Origin of the sequence: Neptunomonas japonica JAMM 1380 (assembly GCF_016592555.1) — a bacterium.
GTDB classification, from domain to species: Bacteria; Pseudomonadota; Gammaproteobacteria; order Pseudomonadales; family Balneatricaceae; genus Neptunomonas; species Neptunomonas japonica_A.
The window spans coordinates 3643778-3658319 of record NZ_AP014546.1 but is presented as its reverse complement, the minus strand read 5'-3'; the positions used below and the strand labels follow the sequence as shown (position 1 = coordinate 3658319).

Below are 14542 nucleotides of genomic sequence, written 5' to 3'. Positions count from 1 at the left end.
GCATTATGCTGCATGTTGTTCTTTTTGAGCCTGAAATACCGCCTAATACGGGCAATATTATCCGTCTATGTGCTAATACAGGGTTCCACTTGCACCTAATTAAGCCTTTAGGTTTTGAGCTTGATGATAAAAAACTACGGCGAGCTGGGCTTGATTATCATGAGTTTGCAGCGATGCGTGTCCATGACTCTCTCCAAGAGTGCTTGAACGAACTGGGCTCTCCTAAAGTGTGGGCACTGACAACTAAAGGGCAAAGCTTCCACAGTGAAGTCAGTTTTTCTGAGGGAGATGTGCTTTTATTTGGCCCTGAAACCCGTGGCCTACCGGAAGATGTAAGAGATAGCTTGCCGGTTGAGCAGTGTGTTAAATTGCCGATGTGTGATGGCAGTCGAAGCTTGAATCTTTCCAATGCGTGCGCCATTGTGGTTTATGAAGCATGGCGCCAGCACGGTTATAAAAGTGCTATTTGAAGTGAGGAATCATTTTTTATAGTGAGCTACACTCTTTTATACTGTCATCTCTATTACTATCGGTGAACTTTTCCCTTGATCAAAAATCGTTTTTTGTTTCTCGCGAATTTTTTATGTGTGTTACCTGCACTATCGTTTGCGACAACCAGCGTACAACCCAATACACATAAAGATATTAAAACGGATGTGCAGTTATTGTGCGGGAAAATTGGCCGTAAACTTTCTAGCGTGTCTGTGCGTGAGTGTAATAAATTAGCGTTTGATGAGCCTCGATTTTATTCAGTTGGAGGCTTGGCTATTCTGGAAAAGCATTTTCCTGCGATGCGTAGTGATGCACCTAAGGTTCTCTTTATTGGCGGTATTCATGGCGATGAATACTCCAGTGTTAGTGTGACCTTCAAGTGGTTGAATACACTACATAAGCATCATAGCGGTGCTTATGATTGGCATTTTCTTCCATTGGCTAACCCTGATGGCTTGTTGCGATCGCGCTCTTCACGCGTCAATTTTAATAAAGTAGATTTGAATCGTAATTTTATTCCAGCATCAGGTTTTCCGGAGCCATTGGCGCATTGGAAGAAAAAAGCACGTGAAAGATCTCGTTACTACCCAGGGAAGGCGCCCCTTAGTGAGCCGGAATCCCAAGTTGTTCATCAGTTGATAGAGGAATATCGTCCGGATGTTATTGTATCAGTGCATGCCCCTCACGGAATTTTAGATTTTGATGGTAGCAGTTTAAAGCCACCCAAAAAATTAGGACCTCTTTACTTGCGCCAATTAGGCACCTATCCAGGATCTTTGGGTAACTATGCTTGGTTTGTAAAAAAAATTCCTGTTATGACAATAGAGTTGCCCCATGCGGGTATTATGCCATCGCGCAATGATATAGGGCGTATGTGGACTGACCTAGTGGATTGGGTCGATAAATCTGCAGTGAAAAAAGAAGTGGTATTATCTGAATAGGGCGAGTTATTACAAGCTCAACTAGGTTGAGCTTGTAATACACTGATAGATCAGTGTTGTTCTGCAGTAGCAGGTGCTGCCTTTTGTTGCATTTGCTGAGCATAAAGCGCATCAAAATTAACGGGCGCTAGCATCAGTGGAGGGAAGCTGGCTTTAGTTACAAGCGTATCAATCGTTTCGCGAGCATACGGGAAGAGTAAGTTAGGGCAAAATGCGCCTAACGTATGGCTAATTTCTTGCTCGTTCATGCCAGAGACTTGAAAAATTCCACCTTGCTGAACTTCTACTAAAAACGCAGTATCTTCTTCGTTTTTAACTGTCACTGTTAGCGTTAGAACAACTTCAAAATGTTCTTCGCTAAGAGGTGTGGTTTTAGTGTTCATTTCCAGGTTGATCTCTGGCTGCCACTTTTTAGTGAAGATTTGCGGGCTGTTAGGTGTTTCTAAAGAAGCGTCCTTTACATATACACGCTGAATAGAAAACTGTGGTCCTTTTGGCTGCTCAGCAACCTGATCATTCTCTGACATTTTTAATCCTTAATCCTGTGTTGAAATTAGAGTATCTAGCTGCCCTTGTCGTTCTAATGCGTAAAGCTCATCGCAGCCGCCAACATGTGTGTGACCAATGAAAATTTGCGGTACGCTAGTGCGGCCGCTTAATTCTGTCATTTGTGCCCGTTTATTGGGTTGATTATCGACGTTGATCTCGGTGTACTTCACACCTTTATGGTCCAGCAGCCTTTTTGCGTTTGTGCAAAAAGGGCACCAGTCAGAACTATAAACTGTGATCATCTAGCTCAGGCCTTTTTTACGATAGGCAGATTTTGGCCTTTCCATTCAGTAATTCCGCCTTGTAGGCGTAATACGTTATCAAAACCAGCTGCTTTCAGTTGCTTGCTAGCAGCGCCTGCTGTTTGTCCCATATTACAGACAACAATAACAGGACGCGTTTTGAATTTTTCTACTTCCTGTAAGCGACGGGCAAAGTCAGCAAGAGGGACGTGCTTTGAGCCTGTAATGTGGCCTGTATCCCACTCTTTCTTAGTGCGAATATCAATCAGCACAGCATCTTGTTTGTTCATCAGCTGGGTAGCTACGGCTGGTGAAACAGACTTGCCAGCTTTTTGGCCTTCAGACCACATAATCATCAAAAGTGTTACTAGCCAAGCCGCTATCAGCATAAAGTTGTTAGTGGCGAATTCAATCAATTGTTCCATTATGTTTCCTAAACCGTCATTACGCCGCGAAGCCGGCACCTCATTTCGAGCGAAGATTATACATTGACAAAGCTTCTCATATAAGAGGGCAAGATGAATTGCAAGGCGTTGTTAGCCAATTGCTGTGAATCAAAGTAAAATACGTGACCTTCCTTAGACGATATTGGCCTGAATTCATATGAGTAATATGCGTATCCCCAAAGCACTAATTATCCTAGATGGCTTTGGCATTGAGTCGACTCCTTCTTCTGCCATTGAAGTGGCAAATACCCCTATGTGGGATCAGTTACTGGCGAATAACCCAAACTCTCGCATAGCGACTTCAGGTTTGGCAGTAGGCTTGCCTGATGGGCAGATGGGGAATTCTGAAGTTGGCCATATGAATATTGGTGCGGGCCGCACTGTTTATCAGAACTTTACCCGTATATCTAAAGCGATAGATGACGGTGATTTTTTTGAAAATAATGTGCTGACAAGTGCGATGGATAAAGCGATACATCAGCAAAAAGCGGTGCATATTTTAGGGCTGCTATCGCCAGGTGGCGTGCATAGTCATGAAGAGCATATATTTGCGCTGATAAGGATGGCTGCTCAGCGAGGTGCGCAGAAGGTTTATCTGCATGCTGTTTTGGATGGACGAGATACGCCACCGCGCTCGGCTAAACCTTCACTTGAAAAAGCCCAGGCTTTGTTTGCTGATTTAGGCGTTGGCGGTATCGCCACTATTGTTGGCCGATATTATGCTATGGACCGCGATAATCGTTGGGATCGTGTGCAGCAGGCATATGATGCAATGACACTGGGGCAATCGCCTTGTGTTGCTAGCTCCTCTGTCGAAGCTTTAGATGCTGCTTATGAACGTGATGAAAATGATGAGTTTGTGCAGGCGACTGTTATTCACCAAGATGGTGTTGCCATGGGTGTCATTGGTGATGGTGACGCCGTTATCTGTGCTAACTTTCGTCCGGACAGGTCGAGAGAAATAACCCGTGCGTTTGTAGAGAGCGAGGATTTTTCAGGGTTTAATCGAACCTCTGCTCCGGCTTTAGCCGATTACGTCATGATGACCGAATATGCCGCCACTATTCCCGCTGCTTGTGCTTACTTACCTGCAACAATAGTTAATGATTTGGGCGAGTACATTTCAGCACAAGGGAAAACGCAATTGCGGATCTCAGAAACAGAGAAGTATGCGCATGTGACTTTCTTCTTTAATGGTGGACAGGAAGCGGTTTATCCAGGAGAAGAGCGTATTTTGGTCTCATCCCCTCAAGTGGCTACCTATGATTTACAGCCTGAAATGAGTGCGCCGGAATTAACCGATAAGCTGGTGGATGCAATCAAAAGTGGCAAATATGATCTGATCGTTTGTAACTACCCTAATGGCGATATGGTAGGGCATACCGGCATTTTCGATGCGGCAGTTAAAGCCGTAGAGGTTGTTGATAGCTGCTTAACACGTGTCTTGGCTGCGATGGCTGAAGTGGGAGGGGAAACCTTGGTCACGGCCGATCATGGTAATGTTGAGATGATGTTGGACCCCGCGTCAGGGCAACCACATACCGCACACACAAACTTTCCGGTTGCATTGATTTATGACGGCCCTAATAAGCAGGCGTTATCGCTAGAAGATGGTGCCTTATGTGATTTAGCCCCTACCATCCTGGATTTAATGGGCTTGCCAAAGCCTGCTGAAATGACGGGGCATAGCCTTGCTAAAACCCAGTAAATTAATAAGGCCGTCTATGCGGCCTTTTTTATATCTTTTTTTCTGTTTAGCGCTGTTTCTGGGGGGGGATAAAAATTCTCATGCCGTAGCAGCGGATCGACAAGCTACAAAATCACAGTTGAGTGCTCTTAAAAAAAATATAAATAAGGTTCAATCTCAATTAAAAAGGGACCGGAAAAAACAAGGTGTTGCTGAGCGTGTATTGGCAACAACAGAGCAAGAGATTAGTGTATTAGGCAAAAAAATCCATCAGCTTGATAAGAAGCTGAGCACCTTGAAAGTAGATTTATCTGGGTATCAAGCCGATAAAGTTGGGTTAGAAGCTCGTCTTGAGAAGAGCCAAGAGCGTTTAGAGCAGATTATTCGACAACAATATCGATTGGGTTCTCAGCCTCGTCTTTTTATGTTCTTGAACCAGCGAGATCCTGAACAAATATCGCGTATGACGCACTACTATGATCGCTTTAGCTCTGCTCAAGTTAAAGAGATGGCACAATATCAAGCGTTGTTAAATGACCTTAAATCAACACACCTGTCCATTGATACAACACAGCAAGCTATTATAAACAACCGTGATCGTTTGAAAGGCTCATTGACGTCACTCACAAGCTTGCGTGAAAAGCGTAAGCAATCACTGAGCGCTTTAGGTAAGCGGGTTGTGAGTTCTCAGGCTAAACTAAAGCAGCTACGGCGTGACAAAAAGCGCTTGGAAAAGCTTCTAATAGATATCGAGAAGTCGATCTCTTCAGCAAACCTTACGCAAAATAATAAAAAATTTGCCAGTCTTAAAGGTAAATTGAAGTGGCCAGTAAAAGGAAAGATTCTACGTGCTTATGGTAGTGTTCAGAATAACCTAAGTTACGATGGTGTATTACTTTCAGGAACCACTGGTGGGCCTGTAGCTGCAGTACATCATGGTAGAGTAGTATTTTCTGACTGGTTAAGAGGCTACGGTTTATTAACTATTGTTGATCATGGAGGAGGATATATGAGCCTCTATGGGCAGAATGATAGCTTACTCAAAGAGACAGGGGATTGGGTGTCTCAAGGTGAGCCTATAGCGACATTAGGCAGTAGTGGTGGAAATAGTGAACCCGGTCTATATTTTGCGATCCGACATAAAGGAAAAGCAATTAACCCCAAACGTTGGTTTGTCCGTCATTAAGGATGATAAATGTTTTTATGAAAAGGTGGCAGCAGTGAAACTATCGTTAAAGCTGGTTAGCGTATTGTTTAGTTTAGGGCTTAGTGCAACGGCGCTGTCTCAAACCGTTGTGCCTCCTAATTCTGAGGTATCTAAAGCGCTACCTTTAGAAGAGTTGAGGCGTTTTAGCGAAGTGTTTGATCGCATAAAGAACTCATACGTTGAACCAGTAGATGATGCCAAAGTATTGGAAGATGCTATTCGTGGAATGATTTCGGGTTTAGACCCGCATTCATCCTATTTAGAGCCTGAAGCTTTTGATGAGTTACGCGAGCATACCAGTGGCGAATTTGGTGGTGTTGGGATTGAGATTAGTCTTGAAGATGGTTTTATTCGCGTGATTGCCCCCATTGATGATACGCCAGCTGTTAAAGCAGGTATTAAAGCGGGTGATTTGATTACACGAATTGATGACGAACCAGTTAAAAGCATGGGGCTAGACGGTGCTATTAGCCGAATGCGGGGCAAGCCTGGTACTGAGATCGTACTGACTGTCCTGCGTGAGGGGGAGGATAAGCCGTTAAGCATTAAAGTTGTGCGTGATGTGATCAAGGTGACGAGCATTAAGCATAAGATGCTGGGTGAGCAGTATGCGTATTTGCGAATTACACAGTTCCAAGGAAATACGGGAAGTGATCTTAAAAAAACACTATATGAAATTCAGGAAAAAAACGCTTCATCTTTACAAGGCATTGTACTCGATTTGAGAAATAACCCGGGCGGGGTTTTGCAAGCGGCAGTTGAAGTTGTCGACGCATTTATAGATAAAGGCATGATTGTTTATACGCAAGGTCGCCTAGCCAATGCTGATACTGAATTTATGGCAACAGAAGATGTTGTGTCGGCAACTGTACCCATGGTTGTGTTGATTAATGGAGGCTCTGCGTCTGCTTCAGAAATTGTTGCTGGTGCACTTCAAGATCATAAGCGTGCTGTGATTATGGGAACGGGCAGTTTTGGAAAAGGTTCTGTGCAAACTATTTTACCTTTGACGCAACGTCGTGCCTTGAAGCTTACAACGGCGCGATATTTCACGCCAAGTGGTCGTTCAATTCAAGCGCAAGGTATACAGCCAGATGTTGTGGTTGAAGAAGCTGAGCTGAAAAAAGTTCAAGGTAGAAATTTTCCAAAAGAGAAAGACTTGTCGGGTCACCTGTTTAATGGACAAGCTGAACAGTTAAAAGATAATGAGCTAGCTGAGGCGCAGAAGGGCTTGTCACAAAGAGATTATCAACTGTATGAAGCGCTTAACCTGCTTAAAGCGCTAACGATTGTTGGAAAAGTGACAGCGCCTTAATGACTGTTCGCTGGCTCGAGGCTGTTTGTGGTATCTGCCTGACGGTTAGTGTTAGCTGTCAGGCGGGTAATAACTTGGATGCCGTTATACAGCCGCGCATTGTTATTGTGATTGATGATGTCGGTAATAATTTGGCTCAAGGCCGCGCAGCGCTTGCACTGCCGGGGCCCGTTACTTATGCCGTGTTACCATACTCCGCTCATGGGCGGTTGCTTGCTATTGCTGCCCATGAGCTGGGCAAAGATGTCATGTTGCATGTCCCTATGGCTAATGATCAAAATTTAAAGTTAGGCCCAGGAGGGCTAACACCTGACTTATCTGAAACGCGTTTTAAAGAAATTTTGAATGATGATTTGGATGCGGTTCCTTATGCAGCGGGCTTGAATAACCATATGGGAAGCTTACTGACACGTCAGCGGGTTCCGATGAAGTGGGTGATGGAAGTTGCAAAATCACGCAATCTTTTCTTTCTCGATAGCCGTACAACACGTGGCAGTGTGGCGTGGAGCGTTGCTCGAAAAGAAGGGATTCCGGCACTGAGTAGAGATATCTTTCTCGATCACGTGCAAACCGAGGCTTTTTTAAGTCAGCAGTTTATTCAGGCTGTGAAAATTGCGAGAAAGCATGGCTCTGCTATTGTGATTGGTCACCCTTACCCTATTACGACTACTTTTTTGGAAAAGGCGATTCCTGCATTAGATGAGGCTGGTGTGCAATTAGTGTCAGCACCCGCGTTAATCATGCAAAAGCAACAGGCCGAATTGTTAACAAAAATAAATAAGAAATCTTATGAAGTAGCACGCCCACCATCAGCGAAGTGTACATCGTCACAAGCCTATGGGTGTAACGAGTGATTAACCAGGTAAACGGTCGGTTTATCTGGTTAATATGTTGTCACTAATGGTTAGCCTGGGCGGAAAAGACCTACAGCAAGTCTTTGCCACTGGTCACTCCAGTGCTCGGTTGGTTTGCGTTGGAACTCACTTCTGACAAATTGACGAATACGGCCTTCAAGCACGGCAATCATTAGATTTGCAGTAACGCCTGCTGTAGCCTCCGTGCGAAGTCCTTCTTTAAATTCAGCCTCGCGCATCACTTGCTTTAATTGTGTCTCCAGCCGTTCAAAAAACTGATTGACACGATGGCGAAGCCTGTCAGTTTCGCCAGCAAGAGCATCTCCTGTGAGGATGCGAGCCATTCCTGGGTTACGTTCAATAAAAGCTAATACTAAGGTTAAAATTTGCTCGCACTGGCGGATCGCCGGACTCTCTGACGAAGTAATGATATTAGCTCTAGAGAAGATAGTTTCTTCAATAAAGCCAATTAACCCCTCGAACATGCGTGCCTTACTAGGGAAGTGACGGTACAGCGCCGCTTCTGAAACGCCGACTTCCTTTGCTAGCGCTGCCGTAGTAATACGCTGGCCATGATTAGATTCCAGCATTCTTGCGAGTGCTTGTAAAATTTGCTCGCTTCTGGAAACTTTCGTATTTTCGCTCATGTAAAACCTACTACAGAGTGTTGTTGGAAATGAGCGTGCCGACACCTTCATCGGTGAATATTTCCAGCAGACAAGAGTGCTCTACACGACCATCAATGATATGTGCACTGGTGACGCCACTTTTCACTGCGCCTAGTGCACAATCAATTTTTGGAAGCATGCCGCCATAGATAGTGCCATCTTCAATGAGTGCATCTACCTGTTGTGTGGATAAGCCTGTTAGAACTGCGCCATCTTTGTCGAGTAAGCCTGCAATATTAGTTAAGAGAATTAGTTTTTCAGCTTTAAGTACTTCCGCTACTTTCCCTGCCACTAGGTCCGCATTGATATTGTAAGAAGAGCCGTCCGAGCCTACACCGATAGGAGCGATAACAGGGATAAAGTCAGAGTCTGCTAGCATATCAAGAACAGCAGTATTGATATGTTCAACTTCGCCAACATGGCCGATATCGATGATCTCAGGTGCTTCCATCTCAGGTGTTTTATGTTTGACTCTGAGTTTTCTAGCACCTAGTAGGTGCCCGTCTTTACCCGTTAAGCCAATCGCTTTACCGCCATTGCTATTGATTAAGCCAACAATTTCTTTATTGACCATGCCGCCTAACACCATTTCTACAACATCCATGGTTTTAGAGTCGGTGACACGCATACCATTAATAAAGTGAGACTCAATGTTGAGTTTTTCAAGCAGGTCGCCAATTTGTGGGCCACCTCCATGAACAACAATGGGGTTTAAGCCAATAAGTTTCATCATAACGATATCACGAGCAAAGCTGTTTTTTAGCTTCTCGTCAGTCATGGCGTTTCCGCCATATTTGATGACAATGGTTTTACCCACAAAGCGCTGAATATAAGGAACGGCTTCACTGAGAACTTCAGCCGTTTGCATGGCCTGTTGACGATTTAAAGGCATGTAGATATCTGCTCCAAAATAATACTTATTCGTTGGGAATGATAAGGCTTGAATCAACGGTTAATAATCGTTCCTGGAATTGATCCCTGATACGATTAAGAGCTGTTTCATTAGCTGCTTCAAAACGCAGCACTAACACAGGTGTTGTATTAGAGGCTCTTACTAGTCCCCACCCATCAGGGTAATCAACACGAATTCCATCAATGCGGCTAGCATCGCCATCTGGGTACTCGAGTGCTTGTAGCTTTTCGACGATATCGAATTTATTATCATCACGTACATCGATATTCAGTTCAGGCGTGCTCACATCTTCAGGGTACTTATTGAAAATTTCATCCAATGTTTCTGTGCGCGTTGATAAAATTTCTAGCAAGCGTGCAGCGCTGTATAAACCATCATCAAATCCGAACCAGCGTTCTTTAAAGAAAATATGACCGCTCATCTCGCCAGCTAGCAGGGCGCCGGATGATTTCATTTTACGTTTGATCAACGAGTGTCCAGTTTTCCACATGGTGGCTTGGCCACCGGCTTTGCGTATAACGTCGCCTAATAAACGAGAGCATTTCACATCGTAGATTATTTCAGATCCAGGGTTGCGCTGCAGGATGTCTTCTGCAAATAACATCATGACTCTGTCTGGATAAATCATCGCGCCGCTAGATGTGATGACGCCTACACGGTCACCATCACCATCAAAAGCAAGGCCAAGATCTGCGTTATGCTCTTTAACGGCAGCAATACAATCAATAAGGTTGGCTGGTTTGCTAGGGTCTGGATGGTGATTAGGGAAATTGCCGTCGACCTCACAATACAAAGGAATGACTTCGCACCCGAGTTGCTCCATTAAAATGGGGGCCATCTCACCCGGAATACCATTTCCACAGTCGATAACCACTTTTAATTTACGCTTGATACTAACGTCTTCGGTCACGCGTTTACGGTACTGCGGACGAATGTCGATGCTGTTTAGCTGGCCTTCACCTTGCGTGTATTCTCTCTGCAAGATTCGGTGCTTAAGGGCTTGAATCTCTTCGCCGGCAAGAGTGTTGCCGCCAAGCATCATTTTAAAACCATTATAATTGCTTGGGTTATGGCTTCCGGTAATCATAATGCCAGTTTGGCTGTCGGTATGGTGTGCGGCGAAATACAGTAGAGGTGTTGGAATGTAACCTGCATCGGTAACATCGACCCCACCTTCTAATAGGCCTTCAATCAAGACCGCTTTTAAACGAGGACAAGACAAACGCCCATCAGCACCGACCACGACCGTTTTAATTTGCTGGTGTTGTGCTTGGGCTGCAAACGCTCGCCCTAAATGATAAACGACAGGGTCTGTTAGTGCTTCATCTACAATACCGCGAATATCATAAGCACGAAAAATTTCCTGGTCGAGCTGTTCCAATGTATAAGTCATGCTTTCATCCTTGCAAGAATTAAGAGCGTCCAGACGAACCAAATCCGCCTGCGCCGCGTTCAGTGTCAGTAAAATTATCGACAACTTCAAAGTCGGCCTGTACTACAGGAACCAACACTAACTGAGCAATGCGTTCACCTGGTTCCATCGTAAAGCGGGTGTTACCTCGGTTCCAGCAAGAAACAAAGAGTTGTCCTTGATAGTCGGAATCGATTAACCCCACCAAATTCCCCAATACGATGCCGTGTTTGTGGCCTAGCCCTGAGCGAGGCAAAATCATAGCGCATAGCGATGGGTCTTCAATATGAATCGCCATACCTGTTGGGATTAGCTCCGTTTCGCCTGGCTCTAACGTAAGGGATTGGTCAAGACAAGCGCGCAGGTCTAAGCCTGCTGAACCTGGTGTTGCATAGTTTGGTAGCGGGAATGCCTGACCAATTCTGTCATCCAGAATTTTAACCTGTATTTTTTTCATTTTGATGTCTTATAAAGTTGGGAGATCTGTTCAATCAATAGTGTTGCCAGCTGGCGCTTGCTGGTTTGAGGAATTTCAATGTGCGTATCACGAGTCACTAATGTGACAGCGTTTTCGTCGCTATTAAAGCCTATGCCTGCTTGTGAAACGTCATTAGCAATGATCATATCTAGATTTTTACGTTCTAGCTTTCCTTGAGCGTAAGACAAGACATCGCGTGTTTCTGCCGCAAAACCAATAGTGAAAGGTTTGTCTACTCTTGCTGCTATCGTTGCAACAATATCTGGATTTTTGACCAGATGGAGTTCCATGATCTCCTCGTTGCCTTTTTTGATCTTATGTTCAGCGATAGAAGTAGGGCGATAATCAGCTACGGCAGCGCACGCAATAAAGATGTTGCAGTTGCTAATACCTTCTAATGAAGCTTCTAGCATATCTTCAGCAGTAGTGATGGATACGCGTTCTACATGAGCCGGTGCGGGTAAGTTAACGGGCCCGCTAATTAGTTTAACATTAGCGCCTGCATCAATAGCCGCCTCAGCCAAGGCATAACCCATTTTGCCAGAACTATGGTTGGAGATATAACGAACAGGGTCGAGAGGCTCACGCGTTGGCCCTGCTGTAATATGTATGTTGAGACCCGACAAAGCGCCATTATCAAATTGCTTAGCGACTCTTTCTATAATTTCAGTGGGTTCGATCATACGCCCTGGGCCTGTATCACCGCAGGCTTGTTCGCCAACACCCGGCCCCCATAATTGAACGTGCTGTTGCTGCAGCGTATCTGCATTTTTTTGTGTTGCGCTAGAGCGCCACATCGCCTGGTTCATCGCAGGAGCTAAGCAAATAGGGACTGCTGTAGCGAGGCATAAAGTGCTGAGTAGGTCGTTACCCATGCCATTTGCTAGGCGTGCCATAAAGTCGGCACTAGCTGGGGCGATGACAATTAAATCGGCCCATTTTGCTAGTTCTATATGGCCCATTCCAGCTTCAGCTTCAGGGTCGAGTAGTTCAAGGTGAACCGGATGCCCTGATAGTGCCTGTAGCGTTAACGGTGTGATGAAAGAGGTTGCAGCCGGGGTCATTACGATCCGCACATCCGCTCCTGCTGTTTTCAATAAACGCGTGAGTTCAGCGCTTTTATAGGCAGCGATTCCGCCTGTGATACCTAAAATTATTTGTTTGTTAGTAAGTCTATACATACCTTGAGCAACCCGGAATTACGCAGTTGTGGTAAAGGGGTGTAAGATACCACTTCAGGAAATCTTTGCGTAGACCTTCTATGGGATTATACGTAACTAGCACAAGGAATGTGTATGGCGATTACAGACTGGCCTGAGTTAGAGCGGCCTAGGGAAAAGCTTTTGGCACAGGGTGCATCGACTTTATCTGATGCAGAATTATTGGCTATTTTTCTTCGAACGGGTATCAAAGGGGCGAGCGCAGTTGATTTAGCACGCGACCTATTAAATAGATTTGATGGTTTGCGTCCACTTTTGGAAAGTTCACAAGAAGAGTTTTGTGAAGCGCCGGGCTTAGGGCCTGCCAAATATGCTCAACTGCAAGCGGTTTTAGAAATGAGCCGCCGACATTTGATGGCTTCACTACAAAGAGGTGAGTTAATGGAAAGCCCACAAGCTGTCAGGGATTACCTAGTAGTGCAGATGAGGCATCATCAACAAGAGGTGTTTGCCTGTCTTTTTCTGGATAATAAGCACAGAGTTATCCGCTTTGAGCCGATGTTTTATGGCACTATTGATGCAGCATCGGTATACCCGAGAGAAGTAGTGAAAAGGGCGCTGTCTTTAAATGCAGCTGCCGTTATTTTGTCACATAATCACCCGTCCGGCGTTGCGGAACCTTCCGTGGCAGATAAGCAGATTACAAAACGCTTAGTGGATGCATTACAGCTGGTGGATATACGAGTACTGGATCACATGATCGTGGGTGACCCAGATGTCATATCTTTTGCAGAGCAAGGGTTGCTCTAGGCTTACATATAGCTGGCAACACCCACTTGTGTATGGCGCATATGAATGGATAGGCCAAGAGAGGAAAGGCCTTTATCGCCTAATATTTCAGCAGAGAGGGGGAGGAACTCCCTTTCTTCGAATTGAGCATGGTCAAGGTATGAGTTAGCGAGTCTTAATGCCATTGCTTGGTCAAATATGACAAATTTACCTTTAGCTAGCTGCTTGATATCAGGTTCAATTAGTTTCCATTGCAGTTCAAGCATGCGATGTTCATTCGTTAGCTGCTTAATCATTGTTTTTGATTTAAGAGTCTCTTCACCACGTCTGGCGCAATCAAGTACGACATTGAATAACTCATCTTCTTCTTCTTTATGATGTTTGAGTACCACTTCATGAAAGAAGCTATATAACTTAGCGGCTGTCTGCTTGATGTCAGGAGATATCGGTTCGCTAATATTTGTTGTGGCTAAGCCTCGAAGCTGCTCAAAATTTTTAATGATGCCCACGTGACAGTTTGAAAAATCCATCAATGGATCATCATTACCAGTTACCTTAATATTATTATCCATTGGATTATCCTGTTTGCAGTGAATGGCTACGGATTCCAAGGTTGGAATTCTGTATTCTCTAATACTAAGAGGGTTTGTTATACGTATATATGACGAATATCAAAGTTACACGAAAACCTTCTATTATTTTTTATTAATGTATCGTTTTATGTTCGGTTCGTTTTTCAGAAGGCGCTTTTCGCTTGTTTTTAGCGGGAATCTAGCCCTTTTTGAAAATCTTAATGGTATTTGATGTTTCTTATCTATATAATTCGCCCCCTTCTATTCGTGCTTGGTACGGGATTCAGTTCGGTTATTGAACGCTCCGCCTGAGGTTTGCTTATATACACAGTATCTGTGAAGCGACCAATAGACATCCGAAATAGAAGTTAACAATGTAATTTGAGGCTTTGATTATGGCTAAAGTTTGTATGGTTACTGGCAAGCGCCCAGTAACAGGAAATAATGTTTCTCACTCACAGCGCAAAACGCGTCGTCGTTTTCTTCCAAACCTGCATTGGCACCGTTTTTGGGTAGAAACTGAGAATAAATTCGTTCGTTTACGTGTAACTGCTAAAGGCATGCGTATTATCGATAAAAAAGGCATTGATGCAGTACTTGTTGAAGTTCGTGCACGTGGCGAAAAGGTATAAGGAGCTAGACGATGGCAGCTAAAGGTAATCGTGAAAAGATCCGTCTGGTTTCTTCTGCAGGCACAGGTCATTTCTACACAACTGATAAAAACAAACGTAACATGCCAGAGAAATTCGAGATCAAAAAATTTGATCCTGTAGTTCGCCAGCACGTTATGTATAAAGAAGCTAAAATCAAATAAGATG

Annotated in this window: 18 protein-coding genes; 9 read left to right on the top strand and 9 right to left on the bottom strand. The window is 44.4% G+C overall.

The window, feature by feature from the left end; genetic code table 11:
* Positions 1–5: 5 nt before the first annotated feature.
* Together trmL and NEJAP_RS17220 are read left to right on the top strand one after the other, a co-directional pair.
* Positions 6–470 carry a tRNA (uridine(34)/cytosine(34)/5-carboxymethylaminomethyluridine(34)-2'-O)-methyltransferase TrmL gene (trmL, locus tag NEJAP_RS17225; protein WP_201348374.1) on the top strand — a complete coding sequence of 155 codons (465 nt, stop codon included), beginning with the start codon at positions 6–8 and terminating at the stop codon, positions 468–470.
* Between the two features lie 75 nt (positions 471–545).
* On the top strand, positions 546–1433 hold the full coding sequence (locus NEJAP_RS17220) for a M14 family zinc carboxypeptidase (protein WP_236590981.1): 888 nt from the start codon (positions 546–548) through the stop codon (positions 1431–1433).
* Positions 1434–1483: 50 nt separating this feature from the next.
* On the opposite strand, the gene secB is transcribed toward NEJAP_RS17220, so the two are convergent.
* The 3 genes from secB to NEJAP_RS17205 are packed head-to-tail and all read right to left on the bottom strand — an operon-like array spanning position 1484 to position 2649.
* Positions 1484–1960, bottom strand: a complete 477-nt coding sequence (gene secB / locus NEJAP_RS17215; RefSeq protein ID WP_201348373.1) for a protein-export chaperone SecB — start codon at positions 1958–1960, stop codon at positions 1484–1486.
* A 9-nt stretch (positions 1961–1969) separates the two neighbouring features.
* Positions 1970–2224, bottom strand: coding sequence for a glutaredoxin 3 (grxC, locus tag NEJAP_RS17210; protein WP_201348372.1), 255 nt, complete (start codon positions 2222–2224; stop codon positions 1970–1972).
* A 5-nt stretch (positions 2225–2229) separates the two neighbouring features.
* Entirely contained in the window at positions 2230–2649 is a 420-nt protein-coding gene (locus tag NEJAP_RS17205; protein ID WP_201348371.1) for a rhodanese-like domain-containing protein, read from the bottom strand.
* 178 nt (positions 2650–2827) lie between these two features.
* On the opposite strand from NEJAP_RS17205, the gene gpmI reads away from it, so the two are divergent.
* The 4 genes from gpmI to NEJAP_RS17185 are packed head-to-tail and all read left to right on the top strand — an operon-like array spanning position 2828 to position 7733.
* The gene (gene gpmI, locus NEJAP_RS17200; RefSeq protein WP_201348370.1) at positions 2828–4378 is read left to right on the top strand and encodes a 2,3-bisphosphoglycerate-independent phosphoglycerate mutase; all 1551 of its coding nucleotides are present in this window, start codon (positions 2828–2830) and stop codon (positions 4376–4378) included.
* Between the two features lie 16 nt (positions 4379–4394).
* On the top strand, positions 4395–5543 hold the full coding sequence (locus NEJAP_RS17195) for a murein hydrolase activator EnvC family protein (RefSeq protein ID WP_201348369.1): 1149 nt from the start codon (positions 4395–4397) through the stop codon (positions 5541–5543).
* A gap of 34 nt (positions 5544–5577) precedes the next feature.
* A complete protein-coding gene (locus tag NEJAP_RS17190) occupies positions 5578–6879 on the top strand; it encodes a S41 family peptidase (RefSeq protein ID WP_201348368.1) in 1302 nt (433 codons plus the stop codon).
* On the top strand, positions 6879–7733 hold the full coding sequence (locus tag NEJAP_RS17185; protein ID WP_201348367.1) for a divergent polysaccharide deacetylase family protein: 855 nt from the start codon (positions 6879–6881) through the stop codon (positions 7731–7733). Before NEJAP_RS17190 ends, NEJAP_RS17185 begins: the two co-directional genes overlap by 1 nt.
* Positions 7734–7783: 50 nt before the next feature.
* On the opposite strand, the gene slmA is transcribed toward NEJAP_RS17185, so the two are convergent.
* Genes slmA through coaBC form a run of 5 tightly spaced genes read right to left on the bottom strand, consistent with a single transcriptional unit; the run spans position 7784 to position 12384 of the window.
* Complete coding sequence (gene slmA / locus NEJAP_RS17180) at positions 7784–8380, bottom strand: nucleoid occlusion factor SlmA (RefSeq protein ID WP_201348366.1); 597 nt, start codon at positions 8378–8380, stop codon at positions 7784–7786.
* 10 nt (positions 8381–8390) lie between these two features.
* Positions 8391–9293 carry an acetylglutamate kinase gene (gene argB / locus NEJAP_RS17175; RefSeq protein ID WP_201348365.1) on the bottom strand — a complete coding sequence of 301 codons (903 nt, stop codon included), beginning with the start codon at positions 9291–9293 and terminating at the stop codon, positions 8391–8393.
* A gap of 25 nt (positions 9294–9318) precedes the next feature.
* Positions 9319–10707 carry a phosphomannomutase/phosphoglucomutase gene (locus NEJAP_RS17170; RefSeq protein ID WP_201348364.1) on the bottom strand — a complete coding sequence of 463 codons (1389 nt, stop codon included), beginning with the start codon at positions 10705–10707 and terminating at the stop codon, positions 9319–9321.
* A gap of 19 nt (positions 10708–10726) precedes the next feature.
* Positions 10727–11182: a dUTP diphosphatase gene (gene dut / locus NEJAP_RS17165; RefSeq protein WP_201348363.1), complete on the bottom strand. Its 456-nt coding sequence runs from the start codon at positions 11180–11182 to the stop codon at positions 10727–10729.
* Positions 11179–12384 carry a bifunctional phosphopantothenoylcysteine decarboxylase/phosphopantothenate--cysteine ligase CoaBC gene (coaBC, locus tag NEJAP_RS17160; protein WP_201348362.1) on the bottom strand — a complete coding sequence of 402 codons (1206 nt, stop codon included), beginning with the start codon at positions 12382–12384 and terminating at the stop codon, positions 11179–11181. Before coaBC ends, dut begins: the two co-directional genes overlap by 4 nt.
* 114 nt (positions 12385–12498) lie before the next feature.
* On the opposite strand from coaBC, the gene radC reads away from it, so the two are divergent.
* Entirely contained in the window at positions 12499–13173 is a 675-nt protein-coding gene (radC, locus tag NEJAP_RS17155) for a RadC family protein (protein WP_201348361.1), read from the top strand.
* 2 nt (positions 13174–13175) lie between these two features.
* Here radC and NEJAP_RS17150 read toward each other — a convergent pair whose 3' ends face one another.
* Positions 13176–13724 (bottom strand): hemerythrin domain-containing protein, encoded by a 549-nt coding sequence (locus tag NEJAP_RS17150; protein ID WP_201348360.1) that lies wholly within the window; start codon positions 13722–13724, stop codon positions 13176–13178.
* 395 nt (positions 13725–14119) lie between these two features.
* On the opposite strand from NEJAP_RS17150, the gene rpmB reads away from it, so the two are divergent.
* Entirely contained in the window at positions 14120–14356 is a 237-nt protein-coding gene (rpmB, locus tag NEJAP_RS17145) for a 50S ribosomal protein L28 (RefSeq protein WP_028470633.1), read from the top strand.
* Between the two features lie 11 nt (positions 14357–14367).
* Positions 14368–14538 (top strand): 50S ribosomal protein L33, encoded by a 171-nt coding sequence (gene rpmG, locus NEJAP_RS17140; protein WP_028470634.1) that lies wholly within the window; start codon positions 14368–14370, stop codon positions 14536–14538.
* Positions 14539–14542 lie beyond the last annotated feature (4 nt).